17 protein-coding genes are annotated in these 24,140 nt (G+C 63.2%); 8 read left to right on the top strand and 9 right to left on the bottom strand.

Going from position 1 to position 24,140, the window contains the following annotated elements; genetic code table 11:
• The 3 genes from EBS11_RS07865 to EBS11_RS07855 form a co-directional block, all read right to left on the bottom strand.
• A partial coding sequence (locus EBS11_RS07865; protein ID WP_290601829.1) for a sigma 54-interacting transcriptional regulator occupies positions 1-752 on the bottom strand: 752 nt, incomplete at its 3' end.
• Positions 753-769: 17 nt separating this feature from the next.
• Positions 770-2,821: an XrtA/PEP-CTERM system histidine kinase PrsK gene (gene prsK, locus EBS11_RS07860; RefSeq protein WP_290601827.1), complete on the bottom strand. Its 2,052-nt coding sequence runs from the start codon at positions 2,819-2,821 to the stop codon at positions 770-772.
• Entirely contained in the window at positions 2,818-4,206 is a 1,389-nt protein-coding gene (locus EBS11_RS07855) for a TIGR03013 family XrtA/PEP-CTERM system glycosyltransferase (protein WP_290601826.1), read from the bottom strand. The genes prsK and EBS11_RS07855 overlap by 4 nt, the downstream gene beginning before the upstream one ends.
• Positions 4,207-4,410: 204 nt before the next feature.
• Between EBS11_RS07855 and nadB the strand changes: the two genes are divergently transcribed.
• On the top strand, positions 4,411-6,024 hold the full coding sequence (gene nadB, locus EBS11_RS07850; protein ID WP_290601824.1) for an L-aspartate oxidase: 1,614 nt from the start codon (positions 4,411-4,413) through the stop codon (positions 6,022-6,024).
• Positions 6,025-6,154: 130 nt separating this feature from the next.
• On the opposite strand, the gene EBS11_RS07845 is transcribed toward nadB, so the two are convergent.
• From EBS11_RS07845 to EBS11_RS07825, 5 genes are read right to left on the bottom strand one after another with little or no spacing between them, the layout of a single operon-like run.
• A complete protein-coding gene (locus tag EBS11_RS07845) occupies positions 6,155-7,516 on the bottom strand; it encodes a toxin-antitoxin system YwqK family antitoxin (RefSeq protein WP_290601823.1) in 1,362 nt (453 codons plus the stop codon).
• Positions 7,498-8,847, bottom strand: coding sequence for a toxin-antitoxin system YwqK family antitoxin (locus EBS11_RS07840; protein WP_290601822.1), 1,350 nt, complete (start codon positions 8,845-8,847; stop codon positions 7,498-7,500). Before EBS11_RS07840 ends, EBS11_RS07845 begins: the two co-directional genes overlap by 19 nt.
• A 9-nt stretch (positions 8,848-8,856) precedes the next feature.
• Complete coding sequence (locus EBS11_RS07835; RefSeq protein ID WP_290601820.1) at positions 8,857-11,184, bottom strand: hypothetical protein; 2,328 nt, start codon at positions 11,182-11,184, stop codon at positions 8,857-8,859.
• Positions 11,181-11,939, bottom strand: coding sequence for a PP2C family serine/threonine-protein phosphatase (locus EBS11_RS07830; protein WP_290601819.1), 759 nt, complete (start codon positions 11,937-11,939; stop codon positions 11,181-11,183). The genes EBS11_RS07835 and EBS11_RS07830 overlap by 4 nt, the downstream gene beginning before the upstream one ends.
• Positions 11,940-11,953: 14 nt before the next feature.
• Positions 11,954-12,637 (bottom strand): VWA domain-containing protein, encoded by a 684-nt coding sequence (locus tag EBS11_RS07825; protein ID WP_290601818.1) that lies wholly within the window; start codon positions 12,635-12,637, stop codon positions 11,954-11,956.
• A gap of 795 nt (positions 12,638-13,432) precedes the next feature.
• On the opposite strand from EBS11_RS07825, the gene EBS11_RS07820 reads away from it, so the two are divergent.
• From EBS11_RS07820 to EBS11_RS07790, 7 genes are all read left to right on the top strand, one after another.
• Positions 13,433-13,894, top strand: a complete 462-nt coding sequence (locus EBS11_RS07820; RefSeq protein ID WP_290601817.1) for a hypothetical protein — start codon at positions 13,433-13,435, stop codon at positions 13,892-13,894.
• 188 nt (positions 13,895-14,082) lie between these two features.
• Positions 14,083-15,009 (top strand): helix-turn-helix transcriptional regulator, encoded by a 927-nt coding sequence (locus EBS11_RS07815; protein ID WP_290601816.1) that lies wholly within the window; start codon positions 14,083-14,085, stop codon positions 15,007-15,009.
• Between the two features lie 188 nt (positions 15,010-15,197).
• Complete coding sequence (locus EBS11_RS07810; RefSeq protein ID WP_290601814.1) at positions 15,198-15,647, top strand: hypothetical protein; 450 nt, start codon at positions 15,198-15,200, stop codon at positions 15,645-15,647.
• 85 nt (positions 15,648-15,732) lie between these two features.
• Complete coding sequence (locus tag EBS11_RS07805; protein ID WP_290601813.1) at positions 15,733-16,200, top strand: hypothetical protein; 468 nt, start codon at positions 15,733-15,735, stop codon at positions 16,198-16,200.
• 18 nt (positions 16,201-16,218) lie between these two features.
• Positions 16,219-16,779: a hypothetical protein gene (locus EBS11_RS07800; protein WP_290601812.1), complete on the top strand. Its 561-nt coding sequence runs from the start codon at positions 16,219-16,221 to the stop codon at positions 16,777-16,779.
• 469 nt (positions 16,780-17,248) lie between these two features.
• Positions 17,249-18,055 (top strand): lipid II flippase Amj family protein, encoded by an 807-nt coding sequence (locus EBS11_RS07795; RefSeq protein WP_290601810.1) that lies wholly within the window; start codon positions 17,249-17,251, stop codon positions 18,053-18,055.
• A gap of 66 nt (positions 18,056-18,121) precedes the next feature.
• Positions 18,122-19,951, top strand: a complete 1,830-nt coding sequence (locus EBS11_RS07790; RefSeq protein ID WP_290601809.1) for an AAA family ATPase — start codon at positions 18,122-18,124, stop codon at positions 19,949-19,951.
• 98 nt (positions 19,952-20,049) lie between these two features.
• On the opposite strand, the gene purL is transcribed toward EBS11_RS07790, so the two are convergent.
• Entirely contained in the window at positions 20,050-24,099 is a 4,050-nt protein-coding gene (gene purL, locus EBS11_RS07785) for a phosphoribosylformylglycinamidine synthase (RefSeq protein WP_290601808.1), read from the bottom strand.
• Positions 24,100-24,140 lie beyond the last annotated feature (41 nt).

Raw genomic sequence — 24,140 nt, 5'->3', positions numbered from 1 at the left:
GGCATGTCGCCGATTTCATCGAGAAAGAAGGTGCCGCCGTGGGCCAATTCGATCTTGCCCAGGGTTTGCCGGGCCGCGCCCGTGAACGCGCCACGCTCGTAACCGAACAGCTCGCTTTCCAGCAAGTTTTCCGGGATCGCCGCGCAATTGATGGCGACGAAGCGCTGGGCATGGCGGCTCGACAGCGCGTGCAGGCCCCGCGCAATCAGTTCCTTGCCGCTGCCCGAGTCGCCCAGCAGCATCACGCTGGCCGACGAGGGCGCCACCTTTTCCACGCTGCGGCACAGTTTCAGCATGCCGGGATCGCGGCTGACTATGCCGGCCAGGGGCGAGTCGGCCTGCGTCTGCAACATGCGGCGGTTTTCCTGCTGCATGGCGTGCAGGTAGAAGGCGCGCGCGATGACCAGGCCCAGCATGTCCGCGTCGAACGGTTTCTGGTGAAAATCGTAGGCGCCCAGGGCGATGGCCTTCAGGGCATGGGCCCGCTCCTGGTTGCCCGAAAGGACAATGATCTTCGTGTCCGGCGCCAGCGCGAGGATGTGCTGCAGGGTTGCCAGGCCTTCCGTGGCGCCGTCCGGGTCGGGCGGCAGGCCCAAGTCCATCGTCACGACGGCCGGCTGGTGGCGCCGCACCAGCGCCAGCGCCGCCTCGCGCTCGCCCGCCAGCAGCACGTCGTAGGCGTCAAAGCTCCAGTGCAGCTGCTTTTGCAGGCCGGGATCGTCTTCGATGACGAGCAGTTTTTGCTTGGCCATGCTTGTCCTTTCTGTTGTCACGCGGCATGCAGGGGCAGGATCACGCGGAACGTCGTGCCCGCCTGCGGCGCGCTGCGCACTTCCAGGCTGCCGCCCACTTCGCGGATGTATTCGCGGCTCTCGAACACGCCGATGCCCATGCCCGCCGTCTTGGTCGTGTCGAAGGGCTTGAACAGCCGTTCGCGGATGAATTGCTCGCTCATGCCCTGCCCCGTATCGTCCAGTTCCACGACGGCGCTCTGGCGCTCGCGCAGCAGGCGCACGGCCACCGTGCCATCGCCGGGCGTCGCTTCGATGGCGTTCTGGATCAGATGGCCCAGCACCCGCTCCAGGCGCGCCCGGTGGGCCAGCACCGTCAGGCCGCCATCGACGATTTCCAGCCGCGGCGTGGGCGCCAGGCTGGCCTTGGCCGCCACGGCCTGGCGCAGCAAGCCGTCCAGCTGCAAGGGCGCGGGCGCCTCGGCCGCTTCGCCCAGCGCCAGCTTTTGCAGCAGGGTCTTCATTTTCTGCACGGAATGATCCAGCGTGCCCAGCATGTCTTCCTGGAAGGCGGGGTTGGCGCGGTGCTTTTCCGCGTTGCTGAGCAACAGGGACAGCTGGAAGACGAGGTTTTTCAGGTCGTGCACGATGAAGGTGGACATGCGGTTGAACGACTCGAACTGGCGCGACACCATCAGCGAGTCGAGCGATTCGCGGTGCGCCAGGTAGCTGGCGGCCTGGCTGCCGGCGATTTTCAGCACGTCGCGGATTTCCCAGTTCAGGCCGATGGGCGTGCGGGGCCGCGCCAGGGCGACAAACGCGAACAGCTGGCCGTGCAGCATCAGGGGCACCAGCAGCCACACGTCCGGCAGGGCCAGCAGCGCGGGCGGCAGGACCAGGCCGCCGTACTGGCGCGGATGCTGCCGGCAGCCGGGCACGTCGATCACCCACTGGCGTGCTTCGAGGAACTGGCACAGGGAGCCGGACGCCGGCTCGCTCCAGGACGACGGCGGCCAGTTCCAGCTGGCGGCCGGGGCAAACTGTCCCTGCTCGCGCAAGATCCACAGGGCGCCGGCGCGGCTTTCCACCAGCTGGGCGACGGCCTGTATCGTCCGCTCGCCCAGGGCCGGCCCATCCTCGGACAGCGCGCGCGTGAATCTGAGCCATTCCTCGCGGTAATCGAAGATGGCGTTATAAAAATGCTTGTTGATGCTGACCTTGAGCTTGGCGCGCAGGCTGCCGGAAAACAGCACGCCCGCCAGCAGCAGGGCCGCGCCGCCCAGATAGGCCATCTGCATCAGCGCGCCCCAGGTGCCGCCGAAATAACGCAGGTAATAGGCGCTGGCCGCCATGGCCAGCAGGTAGATGGCCGAGCCCAGCAGGGCCGCCGAGCGGTACAGCATCTGGCGCGAGACGGACAGGCCCAGCGCCCAGCCCGGGTTGCGGGCCGCGGAAACGGCCAGCAGCGGCGCGCACAGGGCGTCGACGATGCCGCGCGCGGCCCAGATGTCTTCGTTGATCGCGCGAAACAGCAAGGCATCGCTGTACAGGTAAAAGTCATAGGCAAACAGGCCGCCCACGCCCAGGCAGGCGAACTTGATGCCCCAGCGCGTCAGCGGCGGCGTGTTGCGGTACCACTGTTCCACCAGCAGCATGCCCAGCACGGCCAGCAGCAGCCGGCAGGCGCTGGCGATGATGCGCGCAGGCAAAGGCAGCGCCAGCCAGGACGAGGCCACGGAGCACAGCCACGGCGCCAGCGCGATGACGGCGATGCCCGCCACGATGGCGCGCAGGCGCGCCCGCGCTGGCGCCATCAGCAGCAGCAAAAACACCAGCCAGGCCAGGGTGCGCAGCGTTTCCAGCGCATCGCCGGCCGGCGCAAGACGCCGCTCCAGCAGCACCAGCACCACCGTGCCCGTGGCCCAGGCCCCCGTCGCCAGGCAGGCGGCCAGCAAGGCACGCGCATGCTGCCGCGCGCGCCAGTTACTGATGAGCAGCAGCCCCAGGGCGAAAAACGCCAGCGAAGCGAGGCCGTGGCTGAGCGCCGCCCCATCGGCCACGCCCAGCCAGGCCGGCTGCCCCCGCATCATCGGCTGCCCTTGCCAAACAGCACCACCTGCACCGTATCGAGCAGGATCAGCAGGTCGAGAAACAGGCTGTTGTTCTTCACGTAATACAGGTCGTACTGCAGTTTTTTCACGGCATCGTCGACGGACGCGCCGTACTGGTAGCGCACCTGCGCCAGGCCCGTGATGCCGGGCTTGATGTTGTGACGAATGTTGTAGTACGGCACCTGCTCCTTCAGCTGCTCGACAAAATACGCGCGCTCGGGACGGGGACCGACAAAGCTCATCTCGCCGCGGAACACATTGAGCATCTGCGGCAGCTCGTCGATGCGCAGCTTGCGGATCAGCTTGCCCACGCGCGTGACGCGCGCATCGTTGGCCTTGGCCCACATGGGCTTGCCTTCGCGCTCGGCATCGCAGCGCATACTGCGGAACTTCAGCACGTTGAACGGCAAGCCGTCGCGCCCCACCCGCTCCTGCTGGTAAAACACGGGGCCGCCGTCTTCCAGGCGGATGCAGATGGCCGCCGCCAACATCACGGGCAGCGCGGCCAGGCAGATGACGCTGCTGGCGGCCAGGTCGAACAGGCGCTTCGACGCGGCGCGGACAAAGCTCTGGTCGAAGCCGCCGCCATAGATCAGGTAGCTGGGCTGCAGGGAATCGATGCGGATCTGGCACGCTTCGCGCTCGAAGAAGGTGGCCGCGTCGATCACCTTCACGCCGCCCAGCGCGCATTCGAGCAGTTGCTTGGCGGGAAATGCGCCATTGCGCCGGTCGCTGACGGAGACGACGATTTCATGCGCATCGTGGCGCTGGGCCATGGCCAGCAGGGATGGCTCGGCCGGCAGCAGGGCCGAGGCCGGCACGCAGCGCTGCTCGCCCGCCACATCGATGCAGCCCACCACCGTGAACTGGTGGAAACCGATCTTGCTGGCCGCCAAGTCCATGCATTCGCGCGCCAGGGCGCCGCCGCCCACGAGGATGAGGCGGCCCTCCATCAGCGCCGACTGCGAGGACTTGAACACCACCAGGCGCGCCAGCAGCACGCCGATGGCGCCCAGGCCGAAGATCAGCACGCTGCCGCGGCCGAAGTGCAGGGAGGGAATGAAGCGTATCAGCACGCTGAGCACGGCAAAGCCCAGAGCGAACGAGGGCAGGATGCGCAGCAGGGTGTTGCGGATGTCTTCGCGCGAACGGTGCTGGTACATGCCCAGCGCACTCATGCTGAGCACGATGACGAGGGTGAAGATGGTGGACGACAGGTAGACCTCGCTCACCCGCACGAGGCGGCTGCCGTCCGCCAGCCACAGCAGGGACGTGAGGGTGGCCGACAGCAGCAGGATCAGGATTTCCAGCAACAGCAGGATAAACGCTGTTTTCGAGACGTAATGGCTGAAGATGCGGATCATGGGACCTCCTGCGGCAAAAGGCACCGGGCCGCCCGCAAGGCGGTCTGCTGCCGGTCTTGCCATCATGGCGGACTGTTCCGCAAAGACATTGATGCGTCACAAGCTACAGCACAGCCTATCTTTCATCGGCAGAATTTATCTCAACACATTACCGATTGATGTGAAATGGACTATAGTATGCTTCCCCTAAACGAGATAAATGTCATGAAATTTGATGTAGCGATTGTCGGCAGTGGCCTGGCGGGTTTATCGGTGGCACTGCATCTGGCTGAAACGCGCACCGTCGCGATCATTTCCAAGCGCGCCCTGCTCGATGGCGCCAGCAACTGGGCGCAAGGGGGCATCGCGGCCGTCCTGGACTCGGGCGACAGCCACCAGCAGCATATCGAGGATACCCTGATCGCCGGCGGCGGCCTGTGCGACGAGAGCGCCACGCGCTACATCGTCGAGCACGGCCGCGAAGCGATCGAATGGCTGATCGAGCAAGGCGTGCCGTTTACGCGCGACGCCTCGGCCGAACTGGGCTTCCACCTGACCCGCGAAGGCGGTCACAGCCAGCGCCGCATCATCCATGCGGCCGATGCCACGGGCCACGCCGTGCAGGTGACGCTGGAAGAAAAGGTGCGCTCGCACCCGAACATCACCCTGTTCGAACACCATTGCGCCATCGACCTGATCACCTCCGACAAGCTGGGCATGAAACCGGCCCAGCGCAACGCGCAGCCCCATTGCCACGGCCTGTACGTACAGGACGAGCAAACGGGCAAGGTGCTGACCTTTGCCGCCGAGCACACGGTGCTGGCCACGGGCGGCGCCGGCAAGGTGTACTTATATACAACGAATCCCGACACGGCCAGCGGCGACGGCATCGCCATGGCCTGGCGCGCCGGCTGCCGCGTGTCGAACATGGAATTCATCCAGTTCCACCCCACGTGCCTGTACCACCCGTATGCGAAGTCCTTCCTGATCACCGAAGCCATCCGTGGCGAAGGGGGCTTGCTGAAGCTGCCTCCTGAAGCGGGCGCGGCAGCGGGCACGCGCTTCATGCTGGCCCACGACGAGCGGGCCGAACTGGCGCCGCGCGACGTCGTGGCGCGCGCCATCGACTTCGAGATCAAGAAGCGGGGCCTCGACTACGTGCACCTGGACATCAGCCACAAGCCGGCCGACTTCCTCATCGAACACTTCCCCACCATCTATGCGCGCTGCCTGGAACTGGGCATCGACATCACCAAGCAGCCGATTCCCATCGTGCCGGCCGCCCACTACACGTGCGGCGGCGTCGTCACGGACCTGTCCGGCCGCGCCGACCTGCCGGGGCTGTACGCCGTGGGCGAGACGGCTTGCACGGGTCTGCATGGCGCGAACCGCCTGGCATCGAATTCCTTGCTGGAATGCATCGTCATCGGCCGCGCCTGCGCGCAGGATATCGAAAGCAAGGAAAAGCTGGGCACGCCCTACCTGCCCGACTGGGATGAAAGCCGGGTCACGGATGCGGATGAAGAGGTGGTGATTTCGCACAACTGGGACGAGCTGCGCCGCTTCATGTGGAATTACGTGGGCATCGTGCGCACGACGAAGCGCCTGGAGCGGGCCCAGCACCGCATCGCCCTGCTGAAGGAAGAAATCGACGAGTACTACCGCAACTTCCGCATCACGCACGACTTACTGGAATTGCGCAACCTCGTCGACGTGGCCTCGATGATCGTCAACAGCGCCCTGTCCCGCCGCGAAAGCCGCGGCCTGCACTTCAGCCGCGACTACCCGGAAACCTTACCCAAGGCGATTGCCAGCGTGCTGACGCCGCCGCATCGGTAAGCGTACCAGACCCTGACGGAACCCCGGCAAAGGCCGGGGTCCTTCACTGCGTGACCGGAATGTGCGCCATTACGCACCTTCCCCCTCAGGGTACGGCCCCGGTCATTGTCCTGGGGGGCAATGACGCCCCTCACTGCTCCGGCATTTCAATCGCAATCCCGTCCTCCGTGTAAGAGAACTTGGCCGACTCCCCCGTGCACTCCCCCTGGGGTTCGTCCGCCGCATAGCGGCACTCGCTTTCCAGGCTGCCATCCGCGCGCCAGTGGCGCGTCCAGCCCTGGCGCTCGCCATTGGCGTATTCGATCAGCTGGCGCGGCTTGCCATCGGCATACCAGGAGCGCAGGGCGCCCTCTTCGCGGCCGCCCTCGTTCCACTGTTTCTGCACGAGCAACACGCCTTGGGGGCTGAAGCGCTGTTCGCTGCGCAGCACGTAATGGCCGCTGTGCGTGCGCCGGCTGGCCACCTTGCCGTCCGGATAATATTCGACGCTTTCGCCGGCAGGCTTGCCATCGACATAACTGCCCGTGCTGCGCACTTGGCCATCCGGGAAATATGCCGTGCCCGGTCCCGTCTTGATGCCGTTGACGTACTGGCTGCGGCTTTCCACGCTGCCGTCGGGATAAAACAGCAGCAGTTCACCCTCCGCCTGGCCCTTGAGCTGCGTCATGCGCGTGCGCAGCTTGCCATCCTCATCGAAGGTTTCCATCAAGCCATCGGCGCGGACGCCGTTGCGGTAGCTGCGTGACTCGATCAGCTTGCCGCTCTGGTGATAGGTCTGCTCCTCGCCGTCCTGCACGCCATTGCGCCACGTGCCGCGCATGGAGATCTTGCCGTCCGGATAATAGCGGGTCTGTACGCCCTCCTGCACGCCGCGCCCATCCTGCTCCACCTGCATTTCCAGCTGTCCATGCGGGTAATACATGCTGTAGTTGCCCACCAGCTTGCCGCGCAGGTAATCGGGGCCGTCGACCTGGCCCGACAGTCGCGTCGGCTCGCCGTCACGCACGTGGAATACCGCGACTTGCCAGGTGCCCGGAGTCTTGCCTGGCGGCAGCGGCACGACGAGCGCATAGCGCGCATGCTCCTTCACTTCGCCGCGCCGCAGATTGTTGTTCAGGTACAGGCGCGCCTTGCCATCGGCACACGCTTGCGGCTCGCAGCCGCCCAGTTTGCTAACTTCGGGCATGGCCGCCGCTGCGCCGGGCGCCGGACACGACGGGATGCGCATCAGCAAGGGCGTCGCCTCGCGTATCAGCGGCGCCAGCTGCTGCTTCATGGCCGCATACTGCGCCGCATCCAGCCCGACCGAACGGGCATCCATGCGCACCTGGCGCCCACCGCAACCATTGTCGCTGGCCAGGGTCAGGACATCGCCGCCGCCGGACGCGGCCGTGATCGCCGTGACCACTTGCCGCTGCTCGATCTCGGCGCTGGCCAGCGCCGGCCACAGCAGCGCGATGCCCAGCACATGCTTCAGTTCAATGCGCGCCATGCCTGCTCCTTGCGTTCCAGTTCCTGCGCCGGCGGCGCCTGTTCGCAGCCGCCCTGCGCCTTGCCGGCCACATAGCGGCATTCACTTTCCAGGCTGCCATCCTCGCGCCAGCGGCGGCTCCAGCCGTCGCGCCGGTCGTTGACGTAGTCGATCGTGCGCTCGGGCTTGCCACTTTCATACCATGAGCGCGACCTGCCCTGCTCGCGCAGCTGCGTGTCCCAGCTGCGCTCCAGCACCAGCACGCCTTGCGGGCTGTAGCGCTGGAGCTTGCGCAAGGCGCCGCCATCGCCATACTGCTGGCGGCTTTGCACCTTGCCGTCCGGATAGAATTCCAGCGCCACGCCCGTGGGCAGGTCGTCGACCTGGGTCATGCTGGCGCGCACGGCGCCATCGGGGTAGTACTCGGTGCTGCTGCCATTGAACTTGCCCTTGCTCACTTGTGTGCGGCCGGCTACTTTTCCGTCCGGGAAAAACGCCAGCAGCTCGCCTTCCATGCGGCCATCGCGCAGCACGTAGCTGGTGCTCAGCTTGCCGTTCGCGTCAAAGGTCTGCACGGGACCGTCCACGCGCTGTCCGTCGCGGTAGACGCTGGCCTCGCGCAGCTTGCCCGTGGCGTGATATTGCCGGTGCGTGCCTTCCGGCAAGCCATGGCGCCAGTTGCCGCGCGATTCCAGGCTGCCATCCGCGCGGAACAGGCTGGTGACGCCATCCTGCCGGCCCTGCCCATCCTGCGCCACCTGTTTCTCGATCTTGCCATCGGGGTAATACGTGACATAGCCGCCCACCAGCTCGCCCTGCGCATAATCGGCGCGGTTGACCTGGCCGGACAGGCGCAGCTGCTGCCCCGCCACACTAAAAATGTCGACCTTCCACGTCCCCGGCAGCTTGCCTTTCGGCAGGGGTAACAGCAGCACGTTGGCGGCGTTTTCCTGCTCGACGGGGTAGAAACGCTCGTGCAGGTACAATCGCGCCCGGCCATCGGCGCAATCGGCAGGCGTGCAGGCGGCGATCTGGCGCACGATGGGCACGCTCGCATCCTCCGGGCATTGTTTCAGAGTGACGAGCATGGGGGTCCCGGCGCGCATGCCTTCAGCAAGCTGGACTTTCAGTGCCTCGTAGGGCGCCTCGTCCAAGTTCACCGAGCGGGCATCCATGCGGATCTGCCTGCCGCCACAGGCCGTCGTGCCCGCAATGGTGTACACATCGCCGCCTTCGCTATCCGGCTCGGCGGCAATAGCTGTCACCACCTGGCGCTGCACGATGTCCGCCTGCGCCGGCGCGGGCCACAGCAAGGAAGCGCCAAGCATGGCGCCTAGGGTCTTGATTTTCATGGCATTCCTCTAATGTTCCGTCGTGGCGGCCACGCCGGCCGGCACGAAGCTGACCTGGCCGTCGCGGTAACGCACCAGCACCACCACCTTGGCATCCTGCAACTGTCCGTGCTGCACGGCCGGCAAGTAGGTCCAGCGCTTGACGCTATCGAGCAGCACCTTGTTGAGCATCGGCTCCATCGGCAACTCGGCCGCCGCATGGCTGAGAGTGCCGTCCGCGGCAATGGTCAGGGCCAGGCGGTTTTCGCCCGTCGCGTGCTTGGCATCGAGCACGCCATACGTCTGCGTCGTCATGGTTTCGCGCAGCACGCCGCCGACCTGGTCCGGCAAGGGCGGCAAGGTTTTCAGCCTGGCCGCCAGCAGCGCGCCATCGGCCAGCGCCTTGTCCCAGCGTTTCTGGTAGGCGCCCGGCTGGGCCAGGCGCAAGACCTTGGCGGCCAGGTCCATGCGCTGCGCCATGCGCGCCACGCCATTGTCGGCCGGCTGCCCCGGCTCGACTGGCAATGCCTGTTCCACGGCGTAACGGTAAGCCGTCAGCTGCGCCAGCGCCACCAGGTTGACGGCCTCGCGCTCGTCGCCGCCGCGCAGCAGGGCCGCAGCCGCGATGCCCAGCCAGGCCGTGCCATCGGTCGGACGCGCCCACACGGCTTGCTCGAAATACTGGCGCGCCGCCTGCCCTTCGTTCAGGCTCAGGTGCATGCGGCCCATGGCCGCCGCCACCAGATGGTCGCGCGGGTTGGCTTGCAGCAGATCAAGATAGGTGGCGACCAGCGCCGGCTCATAGCCGGGGACCCAGCCCAGTCCTTCCAGCAAGGAGGCGCGCAGCTGGGCCTGCGTGCGGTCGCCGCCGTAGACGGGCGACTTTTCCTGCCCGGAACGGTACAGCAGTTGCAAGCCCCGCGTGACGGCATCGTCGTCGCCCTTGCTGATCGCCTGCGACAGGCCGCGCACGGCCTTGCGCGCATCGGACGGCAGGAAGCCGGCCGCCTTGCGGGGGCGCCAGCTGAATGCTTCCAGGCCAGCCGCCCGGTCGGCCTGGGCCTGCAGCGCGGCCTGGTCCTTCGTTTCGTCGGACGAGGAAGTCCAGGCCGTAAAGCCGATCAGGAACAGCACGATCAGCACGACCACGACGGCCCAGCCCTTGCCCGTGATGGCGCCGCCAGTGTTGCCCGCCAGGGGTACGGCGGCCGGCGCCTGCCCCGGCGCCGTGCGGCGGGCGCTGCGCGGCTGCGGCAGGGAAACCTGCTGCTGCGCCTGCACGGACGCTTGCGCGGCCGCGGCGATGACTTGCTCGCGCGCACAGGCGGCGCAGCCCAGGCCCGCGAAATGCTGGTGCTCGGGATTGACGGCGCACACGGCGAGCTTGCCGCCGCTGCGCTGCGCATAGCCGCGCAGCAACTGCGCCCAGTCCGCCGCCGACGGCCGCTGGGGCCTGGGAGACGGGGAAAAGGCGCGGTCGAACATGGCCCGCAGCTCGGGCGGCATCAGGGCGTGGCCGCTGGTGGCGTTGGGCGCCATGCCCTTGTGGCGCTGTACGCCATAGGCGTAATAGCCGTCGCGGATGCGGCCGGGAATGTCCGTGGGCGCCTGCGCATGGCCGGGCCGCCCGCTGTAGGGGTGGATGCCGAAGTTGAGCAGCTGGAAGATGACGACGGCCAGGGCAAACCTGTCCTGCGCCATTTCCGTGCCCGCCGGCATGCCCTTGCGCTGGAATTCCGGCGCCAGGTAATCGGCCGTGAATTGCTCGGCAGGAAAACGTTCCGCATGGCCCTGGATGCTGAAGCCGTCGCAGTCGAGCATGGCGATGTACAGCGAATCGCGGTAAAAGCGCAGGTTCACGGGCTTCAGATCGACCACGTAATGCTGCTGCTGGTGCAACGCGTCGATGACGGCGGCCAGGTTGGCGGCCAGGGTCAGCTTGGGACCCAGCCCCGTGGGCAAGCCCGCCGCGCGCGCCTGGCGTTCCTGCATGATCTGTTCCAGCTCGGCCGTCTGCGCCATGTCCAGCAGTGGCATGACGAAGCCGGCGAAACCGCCCTGGCCGTCGAACGCGGCCGCTTGCGGCCAGGCGATCTGCACGTAGCGCTTGCCGTTTTCCAGCTGGTCGGGCAGCTCGGGCGACAGTTCCAGCATGGCTTCGAGCTTGCGCCGGTTGGCGGCCCGGTCCAGGTGCGGATGGTAGAGCTTGGCCACCTGCGCGGGCGCGCCGGGCAGCAGGTAGACGCTGCCCGCGCCGCCGCTCTTGATCAGCTTGCCGAGCACCAGGCTGCGCGCCTGGTCCAGCCAGATCTTGCCACCCGGACTCAAGCCGGGCGCGACTCCCTGCTTCTGGCTCATGCGCGCAAGGCCAGCAGCAGCGTCTTGTCGTCGCCCGTGATCTGGTGCGTGCGCGGGTCGGCCAGGGTGGCCGCCAGCGCCGCATTGCCCAGCTCGACGCTGTCGACCGTGCGCAGATAGCCTTGCACGGCATCCATGAAGGGTGCGTACAGGCCCGCATTATTCTTGCTCATGGCAAAGGGCATGCAGCCGTCCGACATCAGCACGACGCCGCGCGCGGTTTGCGGAATCGCAAGCAGGCGCAGCTGTTCACGCCAGCGCGCGCCGGACAGGAAATAGGTTTCGTTGGCGTACTCGCCGTTGGCGGGCAGCGAAATCCGTTCGCCGCCATCGTCCAGCTGCGCCACGCCCAGGCCATCGCCCAGGTGAAAAAAGAAGCCGGCATCCTTGCCCATCACCACGCCCACCACCGTGCTGGCGTAGTCGTCCAGCGTGGCGTTGGCGGCGCGGGCGATGTCGTCCAGCGCGGCGCGCACCTGCGCCAAGGTGCCGGCCAGCGCGCCGTCGTGCAGATCCTGCAGCGTGGCGCCCTGCTCCAGCCGGCCGGCCAGCGCCTGCACGGCGTGCGTGGCGATAAATTGCGCACCCTGCTCGCTGAGCCTGGCCGAACCGGCGCCGTCGCAGACGATGGCGAGCAAGACGTCGCCCACGATGGCGTGCGCGTGGGCATCCTGGCAAGCGATGGCTTTATCCAGGTGCGCCTTGCCCGTGACGGACGCGCCGAACACGCGCCAGGTAGTTTGTACTGCGGTCATGGATCAGCGGACTTTCACGTATTCACGACGGACCAGCCGTCCGTCGACGCCAGCTGCGCCTGCGCGCCCGGGCGCGACTGCGACACCACCTGCATGCTGGCGCTCAGCCACAGGAACAGTTCACGGAACTGCAAGCCTTTCAGCTGCTTCACGCCCCGCCCGCCCCGGCTGGAAAATTCACCCAGGGTATCGATATTCGCGTGCTCGCCCACGCAGATGGGGAAGATCGCCACTTTATTGGCCTGCTCGGCCGCGCGCGCCTGCTGGGCGCCCTGCTGCCAGCGGTCCGTCGGCTCGCCGTCGGACATCAGGAACAGCCACGGCCGCGTGTATGCCACGCCGGCGGCGCGGAAACGCTGCTTTTCCTGCTCGATCTCGGCCAGGGCCAGTTCCACGGCCGCGCCCGTCGGCGTAGTGCCGTTGGCGGCCAGGACGGGCGCCGTGAAATCCATGGCGTCGCACCAGCTGCTGGCGACGACGGCCTCGTCGTGCGCGCCAAACTGGATCACGAGGATGCGCACGCGCTTGGACGCGATCACGTCGGACTTCAATTCCTGTTCCAGCAAGGCCAGGCCTTCGTTCAGCAGCGCGACGGGCTCGCCGTCCATGCTGCCGGAGCAGTCCAGCACGAGCACCAGCGGCGTGCGTTGTTCGGTATTGTCGACCAGGGCGACGTCGGGGATCATTATGGATGTCATGTATTTTTGATAGAGTTGCGAAATAGCCTAGCCCGAGAGCTTACCCTATGGATATGTTTTCCATGCGTCCGATTGCATCGGATTCCGCTCGCCACCATCGGCATGATTCGTTTTCACGAGAATTGTTGCGAGGATTGTTCAGTCCGCTTGACAGAACGGCTTACTTGCTTTGAAAGCAACAACTGCGTACACTGTGCCGTCCCGGCTTTCCGGCAGCAGCCATCGATTGCCACAGCAACAGGGTTCGCCAACAAACTTCCTGTATCAAATGTCAACAATATTCTACTCGGCAGCCAATGCACCTACGTCCATTGCAAGCTTCCTGGTCACCATGCCACATTTCATCGCGGGGACGGCATTGCTGTGCGCGAGCTGGTACCGGAAGTGCTGGATTATTAAGGGTGCGAACGGGACCGCTGGCCTTATCGTCCAGGCGCTCTTTGGCGCAATTTTCTTTTTCATACCTGCCCGTGACATGACGCAAAGCTGGATCGATACTTTTGCCTGTCGTACCGCGCTGAGAGAAGGCAATGCGGCCACTGTGACGGGTACGCTAACGATCAATAAAACGTTTAATAAGCCGGGTTACGGCTATATTGACTTCGATATAGACGGACATTCGTATAGGACGCGGACCGAAGGGATAACGTGCGATTGCGGTTATATTCAATCGATAGGGCGACGTGTTCTACGCGCCAAGAATACCCAGGTGAAGGCGCAAGTACTGTATGGGTATGTCCTGAGTCTCGAGTCAGTTCCATGACCAGGCTGGCACGGCAATAGGGGAACTTGACGATGATGCCGGTCGCCAGCCTGGAAGAGCTTGAAGAATTCCTTGGAGAAAAACTTGACCAGTTCGAACGGGGGCCGCCGATGGTGCATCAAGGGCTGCGTCTGTCGCATGTCTGCAAGCAGGTGCAACTGGGTATCCTGAGCAATAACGCCAGCGCCGTGCGCATCGCCTGCCGGGTAATCACGGAAGACCCTTCCATGCCTTTCGGGAAATGCATCAAGAGTGATTTCGCCAGGGCATTGAGGCAACGTGTCCACCTCCTGTCCCGGATGCAGCGACGGGACCTGGCAGCGAAGACCTGTGCCTTGCTGGCACTCGAATTCTGTCCGCGGGAAACCGAAGATTATTGCAAACTGATTAAAAAATTTGTCCCCTCCGAGCTGTTGCCCTGGATTGCGGAAGTCCGCGCCAGCGATGAAAAATCCCGCTCGCTCCTGGAACGCCTGATTTCCGAAGGTCCGTGACGTCCATCGGCAGCGGCCCCCCATTGCGGCAACGATGTCTTTGTACTATCTTGATAGATGCCACGCCCGATGGCCGCGCCGGACCCGTCCCGCACGAAGGCGGCCCGGTCCGCGCCGCATCGCAATCCTAATCCAGCCACGCGCCGGCGCGCCCAGGCGATACTGCGCAACACGCGAATGGGGACAGCATGACGGCGCCACTCCCGGCCCAGGGCCTGACGGGCGAACTGACAGCAAAGCTGCTCGAGGCGGCCGGCGACGACGCCTGCTGGCCGCAGCTGTGCCGCGACATCGCCCGCAGCCTGGACGCCGCCGGCGCCACCCTCACCCTGTACCGCGACGGGGCGCCCGGCCAGTTGCTGGGCGGAACCGCGCTGCCGTCCGGCGCAGGCCTGCCGCTGGGCGCCATGATCCCCATCGATGCGCGCAGCCTGGCCGTGCTGGCCATCTATCGCCGCCATGGACCGCGCGACGAGGATTGCCTCGCCGACACGCCATTGCAAGCCCTCGTGCCGCCGCTGCAGCGCGCCCTGCGCCTGCGCCAGCGCCTGCACGACGACAGCCTGGCCGGCCGCTGCGGCATGGCGGCGCTGGACGCCATGGGCGCGGCCGTGCTGCTGCTCGACGGCCAGCTCGGCGTGCTGTTCGCCAGCGCCGCCGGCCACGCCCTGCTCGACGCGCCCCTGCGGCAGGGGCCGCCGCCCGCGCTGGCGCGCGCCGTGCGCCTCGTCATCGCCAGCATGGACGTCGCGCCGCAATGCCAGTGCCTGCGCCTGCCGCGCAGCCAGGCCCGGGCGCTCGTGCTGACGGTGGCGCCGTTTCCCGCCTGGCCCGCCCCCTGCGCCATGGTCATCGCGCGCGACCCGGCCCGCTCGGCCATGTCGGTGCCCGCCCTGCGCCAGCTGTTTGATCTGACGCAAGCCGAGGCGCAAGTGGGCAAGGCCCTGGCGCAGGGGGCCACCATCGGCGAAATCTCCGCCCGCTGCGGCATCAGCGTCAATACCGTCAAGACGCATTTGCACCACGCCTATCTGAAGACGGATACGCGCCACCAGGGCGAACTGATCGCCCTGATCCACGGCGCGACGGCGCACCTGGCCATGCTAGACGCTTGAGGCCGCGTCATCCGATCGGATGATGCGCGGCGCAACTTGCCTGCCTACACTAACAGGGCCGCCTGCCTGTGCCCTGACCATGTGGAGCGCAGCGCGCACAGGCAGTCCGGCCTGGTTTTCCCTGGCATCCGCATCGACATCGCCGCGCCGGCAGCGGACGGCGCCACTAATCAAGGATGGGTAGAAAAATGAAAACATGGATACTCGCCGGCACCCTGGGCGTCTGCGCCCTGCTGGCAAATGCGCAATCGCTTCCCGACAGCCAGACCGTCGTCATTCCGGGCGGACGCCTGCTGACGATCGAACTGCCGGCCCACCGCCACGTCATGAACCGGGAAGATTTTTCGCCGTTCCGCGGCGGCTACGAGCTGTCGAACGGGCAGGTGCTCTACCTGCGCAACGCCAGCAATGTCGGCGTCATCATGTATGCGCGCATCGACAACCAGGATGAACACCGCATCGTCGCCACCGCCAGCAACCGCTTCGTTGCCCTCGACCGGCAGCTGGCCATGCGCATCGACCTGCGCGACGACGGCAGCGTGGGCGGCGAAGTGCTGATGCAGGTACCGGCCGAAAGGCTGGTCAGCGGCGAGCTGGTGCCTGCGCACGTCGAAAACCTGAGCCTGGCCTCGCGCTGAGGCGGCACGGCGATGGGGCGGATGGCACGATGACGGGGCAGGCAGGCGTAGCCGCGCCACCCCGCCGCCGGAGGACATGGCAGCCATGAGCAAACAACTTTCCGTCCAGCAGCAAAACGCGCAGGCGCTGGCGGCCATCCGCCAGACGGCCGCCTGGTGGCGCGCGCTGCCCCTGCCCGACGCCCTGCGCCAGTGCGCGGCCAGCCACGGCGTGATGCTGGACGCGGCCATCATGCTCGACCTGCAACTGGCCTGCCCCGGCCTGCCCGCCATCCATGGCACCTTGCTGAGCGCGGACGGCAGCTTCATCCGCTTCGAGATGGACCTGGACGACGCCCTGCGCCCCCTGCCCGGCAGCGTGGCATGGCAGGACATCAGCCCAGCCTACGACCAGGCCGCCCACAAACGGGGCACGGGCGTCGGCTACGGCTTGCTGTGCAAGAAAGTGCTGCAAGAAATGAATCAGCCGCGCGCCCGCACAGGCCCGCTGACTGCCGGCAACTTCGTCCTTGAACCCGCACATCGCATGCTATCATCGCCGCCAAATTCATGAGACAAATGGCAACGGCACATGCGGCAACCCTCCGGCAGTCTATCCCTCTCCATGCTGCGGCGCGGCCTGCGCCTGCTGGCGTGGCCCCTGCTGGCCCTGGTCAGCGCCGCCTGCACCAGCACCATGCGCCACCCTGCCAGCGCACCCACGCCAGTCGTCCTGCGCTTTACCTATGACGACGGCAAGCCCATGCGGCATGACAATTACCTGGCCCTGGCGCGCCAGGAAACGTATATCAAGCAGTGCAGCAAGATAGGCAGCACCCGTGTCTGCGACATCGGCTCGGATGCCCTCTTCATGGGCGGCGACGCCCCGCTGGACGCCAACGGCGAAGTGCGCGTCACCCTGCACTCAACCGGCCCCATCGGCAACCATCCGACCAGTCTTTGCATCCAGGGCAAGGGCTACGTCTTTGATTCCGGCGACTGGCGACGCGGCCCGTTTCACCCCGGGCAGGTGATCGAGATCCGCTACCGTATCAGCGAAGTGGAAATGGCGTGTCCCTGGTCGTCAAGCACGCCGCCCTGGTGGGACAGAGGACTCGAACCGCATGGCGGTTCTCCGGGTGGCGGCGGATGAGTCAGCGCCACAGGCTGCCACTATCACCTGGCTGGGCGCGCGGGGGGGCAAGCAAGCGGTGCAAGCACGGCGGTACCAAGTCATCCCGGCGCCGGGCCAGCTGCGGCACGGGCACTGTGCCATCGGTGCGCCGCGCCATTGACGGGCCACTCATGTCAGCGGGCATACGCAGCTGAGGATCACCCCAAACAGTGAAACAGCCGGGGTCGGACCCCTGAGGGTACGACCCCAAACCCTTGCCTTGGGGGGTGAAAAGCGTCGTCATTTAACGGCATTCCCCTGTTCAAGGGCATCCTTCCCGGCAGCGCCCTCCCCGGTTTCCATCTGGATTGAAATACAGCCCGCCCCACGCAACAGCGCACAAAACACCACGAAAACCGATTAACTTGAAAATTAACTTCTTTGCAGTTGAAAAATAAGTAACTCCATGGCAGCATGGAATGACATTTTTCTTTACTGCAAGGTTGTGATGGACAAGCAATTGCTGTTGATTTGCGCACTGACATTTATCATCCACATTATCGGTACCCTCGCCTATTCCGTGCGCATCGCCGGCATCCGCACGCGGCGCATCGCCGTGTCCCTGGCCCTGTTCAGCATCCTGATGCTGCTGTCGCGCACCTCGAATTCGTTTTTAGGACCATTCCTCGCCAAGCGTGTGGAAACCGGCATCGACCAGCATGTGGCCGCCGGCACGCTGTTGGGCGACTTCCGCTGGCTGCTGTTCTCCGCCAGCCTGGCCACAATACTGGGCGCGATACTCATTCCCACCTTCCAGCGCGCCTTCTGCCGCGCCGTCGAGCACTTCCAGATCCACAGGTCGGTACCGAAACTGCTGCTGCATGCCGTCTTCAAGGGCGGCCTGTCCTACCTCAGGACGTCCGCCAGCCTGCCCAAGCCCGCCAACGTCACGGGCCTGCGCGAAAAATCCGGCGTCTCCGTCTCCATGACAGCCATGAACGTCATCGCCACGGCCCTGTGGACGGTAGGCGTCTTCGCCGCCCTGTACGCAGGCGTGCTGGACCCCAGCGTGCGCGTCACCTCCAGCACCCTGTCTTCCATCATCAACGGCGGCGCCACCATCATGATGGCCGTCTTCATCGACCCGCACATGTCGGGCATGACAGATGACGTCATCGAAGGCAAGATCGAAGAATCGCAGTTCCGACGGGCGGTGGTGTGGCTGGTGGGGAGTCGATTGGCGGGGACGCTGATTGCGCAGTTTTTATTGGTGCCGTCGGCGGTGGTGATTGTGGGGGTGGCGAAGGGGTTGTAAGTGTAGATTTAAAATTCGAGAAGATAGGACGTCTTCTTTTAAACAACTAAGAGAAAGAAAAATTACATGTCGAATCCTAGCATCACTACCTTGAAAATTAAAAATTTCGGATGTATTGGCTCAACAGGAGTTTCTATTGACATAGATAAAATTGTTGTTCTAGTAGGCGCAAACAATGCAGGAAAAAGCACTATATTAAGAGCCTTTGAAGTTGTTACCGACTGTCTAAAACTAGATCAAGACGATTTTCACAACCGAGAAATAATAGCTGATCAACTTCCTGAAATAGAACTTCATTCAATCGCAAATGCCGAAAACAAACCGGGCGATGAATGGTGCGCACCAATTGTAGATGGAAGCTTCCTAATCAAAGAGAAATGGACTTGGGATGGAGTTGGTGCTGAACCTAAACGCGTTGGATTTAATGTAAATAAAAATGATTGGGCACAACAAGCAGACAAAGAAAAAATGCCGTGGGGTGTAAACAACGTCGCAAAATCACGTAGACCTAAACCGCATCGCGTTAACACTTTTGATGATCCAGAAATTCAAGCTAAAGCTATTACATCACTGTTCAAGAGCTTACTTGAAGATCAAATAAAAAATCTAAAACACAAAGAAGATGACGAATTATCAAGATATGAATTTATTCTAGAAAGCTTAAAGAGTTTACGATTAGATTCAAAAAATATGCAAAAGACCGGAATTAAAGAAATAGAGGAACAGGCAAATTTAATACTTGAGCGAATATTCCCAAGTTACGGATTAAGCATTACTGCTCCTGAAAGCATAGCACCTATTTCAATTGAATTACTTGGCGAAGAATTCTCTGTAGAAATGGGAGTAAAAGATGGCATCTCTCTTCCGCTACAAAAACAAGGAAGTGGTACCCGAAGAACAGCTTTATGGACTATTCTTAAATTACTTGCAGATAAAGGAATGAAAGCCAAACCAGCAGGAAAAACTGCAAAGTCTTTTCACGAGGGACTTGGACCAAACACAGCACATATTCTTCTGTTAGATGAGCCGGAGGTAAGTCTACATCCCCGCGCAACACAAAATGCAAGAGATGTTCTTTATGCATTGCCAGAAAATGACAATTGGCAAATAATGATTACCACTCACTCCCCAAGCTTTATCGACTTAACCAAAGATCATACCACCATAATCCGCGTAGAGAAAAATATTGGTGACGAAATAAAAGCTACGACTCTTTATCGGCCAGAAATAGCGAAATTAGATGTTGATGACAAAGAAAATTTGAAACTATTAAATCTATTTGACTCACATATTTCTGAAGCATTTTTTGGAGGAAAAATTTTAATTGTTGAAGGCGACACCGAATATTCGGCATTCAACCATATAAAAAACGAAGAAGAAAAGAATGGGAACTTCCAGTATAATGACTTAAATATAATAAGAGCAAGAGGCAAGGTAACTGTGGCATCCATGATGAAGGTTTTAAATCATTTTGACTCGGAATATTTTGTTTTACATGATACAGATTCGCCGTTCACAAAATCAAAAAAGAAAGACAAAGAAAAAAGCACCGAAGATATAACAATATACAAAGAAATAATTATAAAAAATCCTGCCTGGACAAACAATGAGAAAATTCTATCTCAAATGAGTGAAAAATCAAGAGTTATCGCTTCGATTATGAATTTTGAAGAAGCCTATTTCTCCGAGATCATCGAGAGTGACAAACCAGAAAATTGCATTGAACATTTAAAGAACGAGGAAGATTCATACAACAAAATAAAGCAACTTCTCGATAGCATATTAAATATTAATGATGCATTGCTTCCCGAGGGGGCAATTTCCTGGTCCGACATGACTGAACTAAAGGATCACATTGATATATGGCAAGGAAAAAATAAAATAGAGACCATATAAAATCCACAAAAAAAGCCGCTATCTCCCGACAGCGGCTTTCTCATTGCTACCCCAGCAGCAGCGCCTTGAACTCCAGCGCTGCCCTGCAAGGTAACTAATTACCCCACAAACTTCCGCGCATTCCTGAACATGCGCATCCATGGCGAATCCTCGCCCCATGCTTCAGGGTGATAAGACTGCTGCACCGAGCGGAACACGCGTTCAGCGTGCGGCATCAGCACGGTGAAGCGGCCGTCTGGCGTCGTCACCGAGGTAATGCCTTCCGGCGAGCCGTTCGGGTTGTACGGATACGCTTCGGTCGCGGCGCCCTTGTTGTCCACGAAGCGCATGGCTTTGGTGACCTGGGTGATGTCGCCCGTTTGCGAGAAGTCGGCGTAGCCTTCGCCGTGGGCGATGGCGATGCCGGCCTGGGTGCCGGCCATGCCGTTGAAGAAGATGGATGGGGAATCCATCACTTCGACCATGGCAAAGCGGCCTTCGAATTTCTCCGACTTGTTGCGCGTGAACTTGGGCCAGGCGTGGGCGCCGGGGATGATGGATTTCAAGTTGCTCATCATCTGGCAGCCGTTGCAGATGCCCAGGCCGAAGCTGTCCGTGCGGTTGAAGAAGCGCGCGAACTGTTCCGCCAGGCTGGCGTTGAACAGGATGGTCTTCGCCCAGCCTTCGCCCGCGCCCAGCACGTCGCCATACGAGAAGCCGCCCACGGCGATGACGCCCTGGAAGTCGTCCAGCTTGACGCGGCCCGCGATCAGGTCGCTCATGTGCACGTCGACCGCCGTGAAGCCTGCCTGGTGCATCACATACGCCGTCTCGATGTGCGAATTGACGCCCTGCTCGCGCAGGATGGCGACGCGGGGACGCACGCCCGTGGCGATGAATGGCGCGGCGATGTTCTCGTTCTGGTCGAAGGTGACGATCGGCGACATGCCCGGGTCTTGCACGTCCAGCAGACGGTCGTATTCGGCGTCCGCGCAAGCCGGATTGTCGCGCAGGCGGGCGATGCGCCAGCTCGTTTCGCTCCACAGGCGGTGCAGCTCGGCGCGCGGCTGGGTGTAGATCAGCTTGGCGTCGCGCGTGAATTCGATCACGTCGCGGTCGTTCAATTTGCCGATGATATGGCTGCAGGCGCCCAGGTTAAACGTGCGCAGCACGTCCATGACGAGCGACTTTTCTTCCGCGCGCACCTGGATGACGGCGCCCAGCTCTTCACTGAACAGGGCGCGCAGGGTCAGTTCGTTGCGGCGTTCCGCTACCTGGCCGGCCCAGTTCTTGGCGTCGCCCCAGTCGCTGGAATGCTCGCCTTCCATGGTCAGCATGTCCAGGTTGACGGACATGCCCGTGTGGCCGGCGAAGGCCATTTCCGTCAGGGTGGCGTACAGGCCGCCGTCCGAACGGTCATGGTAGGCCAGCAGCTTGTCGTCGCTGTTCAGCTTTTGAATGGCGGCGAAGAAGCCTTTCAGGTCTTCCGCACTGTCCACGTCCGGCGTGGCGTTGCCCAGCTGGCCCATGACCTGTGCCAGGGCGGAGGCGCCCAGGCGGTTCTTGCCGCGGCCCAGGTCGATCAGGATCAGGGACGTGTCGCCCTGGTCCGTCTTCAGCTGCGGCGTGAGCGACTTGCGCACGTCCGTCACCGGCGCGAACGAGGAGACGATCAAGGATACCGGCGAGGTGACGGATTTCGCCGCGCCCGTGCCCTCGTCTTTCCATGTCGTGCGCATGGACAGCGAATCCTTGCCGACGGGGATGCTGATGCCCAGCGCCGGGCACAGGTCCATGCCGACGGCTTTGACCGTGTCGTACAGGGCGGCGTCCTGGCCAGGCTGGCCGCAGGCGGCCATCCAGTTGGCGGACAATTTGATGTCGGAGATGTCGGCAATCGCTGCGGCGGCGATGTTGGTGACGGCTTCGCCCACGGCCATGCGGCCCGAGGCGGCGGCGTCGATGACGGCCAGCGGCGTGCGTTCGCCCATGGCCATCGCTTCGCCCAGATAACCCTCAAAGCTCATGGTGGTGACGGCGCAATCGGCCACCGGCACTTGCCATGGTCCCACCATCTGGTCGCGCACGGTCATGCCGCCCACGCTGCGGTCGCCGATGGTGATCAGGAAGGATTTGTCGGCCACGGTAGGCAGCAGCAGCACTTTTTGCGCCACATCCGTCAAGTCCATGCCCGTCAGGTCGATGGCAGGGAAATCGTTGGCCACGTGGACCACGTCGCGCTGCATCTTCGGCGGCTTGCCCAGCAAGACGTCCATCGGCATGTCGACCGGTTCGTTGCCCAGTTCCGGGTCAATCAGCTTCAATTGACGCTCTTCGGTGGCCACGCCCACGGCGGCGAACAAGCAGCGTTCGCGCTCGCACATGGCCTTGAACAGGGGCAGGCTTTCCGGCGCGATGGCCAGGACGTAGCGTTCCTGCGACTCATTGCTCCAGATTTCCTTCGGCGCCATGCCCGATTCTTCCAGCGGGATCTTGCGCAGGTCGAAAATCGCGCCGCGCTTGGCGTCGTTGGTGATTTCCGGGAAGGCGTTCGACAGGCCGCCCGCACCCACGTCGTGGATGGAGATGATCGGATTGTCCGCGCCCATTTGCCAGCAGGCGTTGATGACTTCCTGGGCGCGGCGTTCCATTTCCGGATTGCCGCGCTGGACGGAATCGAAGTCCAGGTCGGCCGTGTTGCTGCCCGTCGTCATCGACGAGGCGGCGCTGCCGCCCATGCCGATGCGCATGCCCGGGCCACCCAGCTGCACCAGCAGGCTGCCGACGGGGATGTCGTTCTTGTGCGTGTGCTGCGCCGAGATATTGCCGATGCCGCCCGCGATCATGATGGGCTTGTGGTAGCCGAAGACGGCGTCCGGTGCGCCGGTTTCCTTCGCGCCGACGTTCTGTTCATACGTGCGGAAGTAGCCGCCCAGGACGGGACGGCCGAATTCGTTCGAGAACGCGGCGCCGCCCAGCGGGCCTTCGATCATGATCTGCAGGGGCGAAGCGATGCGTTCCGGCTTGCCGTATTGATCTGCCTCAGTACGCGACGCCAGCGGCGCCGTCACGGAAGCGGCCGTTTCCCAGCTGCGCACGGCGTCCGGCAGGGACAGGTTCGACACGGTGAAACCCGTCAGGCCAGCCTTCGGCTTGGCGCCGCGGCCCGTCGCGCCTTCGTCGCGGATCTCGCCGCCCGCGCCCGTGGAGGCGCCGGGGAATGGGGAGATGGCCGTCGGGTGATTATGCGTTTCCACCTTCATCAGGGTGTGCGTCAGTTCGTTTGAGGCCGCATATTCGTGCTTGTCGCCGCGCGGGTAGAAGCGCGACACGGTGGCGCCTTCCATGATGGACGAGTTGTCGCTGTAGGCGACGACGGTGCCCTTCGGCTGCAGTTCGTGCGTGTTCTTGATCATGCCGAACAGCGATTTCGGCTGCGCCACGCCGTCGATGGTCCAGTCGGCGTTGAAGATCTTGTGGCGGCAATGCTCGCTGTTCGCCTGCGCGAACATCATCAGTTCCACGTCCGTCGGGTTGCGGCCGGCCTTGGTGAAGGCGGCGTCCAGGTAGTCGATCTCGTCTTCCGACATCGCCAGGCCCAGCTCGACGTTCGCCGTTTCCAGTGCGGCCTTGCCCTGCCCCAGCAAGTCGATGGATTCCAGCGGACGCGCTTCCAGGGTGCGGAACAGGTCCTTGGCATCGTCCGCGCTGCGCAGCACGGATTCCGTCATGCGGTCGTGCAGCAGGTCGGCCACGGCCTGCACCTGCGCGTCCGTCAGTTTGCCGGCGCCAATGGCGCTGCCCAGGATGCCCGATTTCAGGTTGATACGGAAGGCGATGCCGCGTTCGACGCGCTTGATGTGCGCCATGCCGCAGTTGTGCGCGATGTCGGTGGCCTTCGAGGCCCACGGCGAAATCGTGCCGAAACGGGGGATGACGAAGAATTCTTCGGCGGCGCCTTCCGTATTGTCGGCCTGGGCCGGCTCGCCGTACGTCAGCAAGGCGCCCAGGCGCGTGCTGTCGTCGGCCGAGAGGGGCGCGCTGGCATCGATGAAATGGACATAGCGTGCTTGTACGGCAACAATCGCAGGCGAGACGGCTTGCAGTTGGCTTAACAGACGGTGGCTACGGAAATGGGACAGGGCATTGGAACCCGGCAGTATCAACATGATTGGAAGGTGGTTGATGCAGCGTGGCTGCGGGTTAAAGG

Origin of the sequence: Janthinobacterium sp., from assembly GCF_009923995.1 — a bacterium.
Lineage (GTDB): Bacteria > Pseudomonadota > Gammaproteobacteria > Burkholderiales > Burkholderiaceae_D > Janthinobacterium.
The sequence above is the reverse complement of the archived record's forward strand: the minus strand, read 5'-3'. Positions and strand labels throughout refer to the sequence as shown.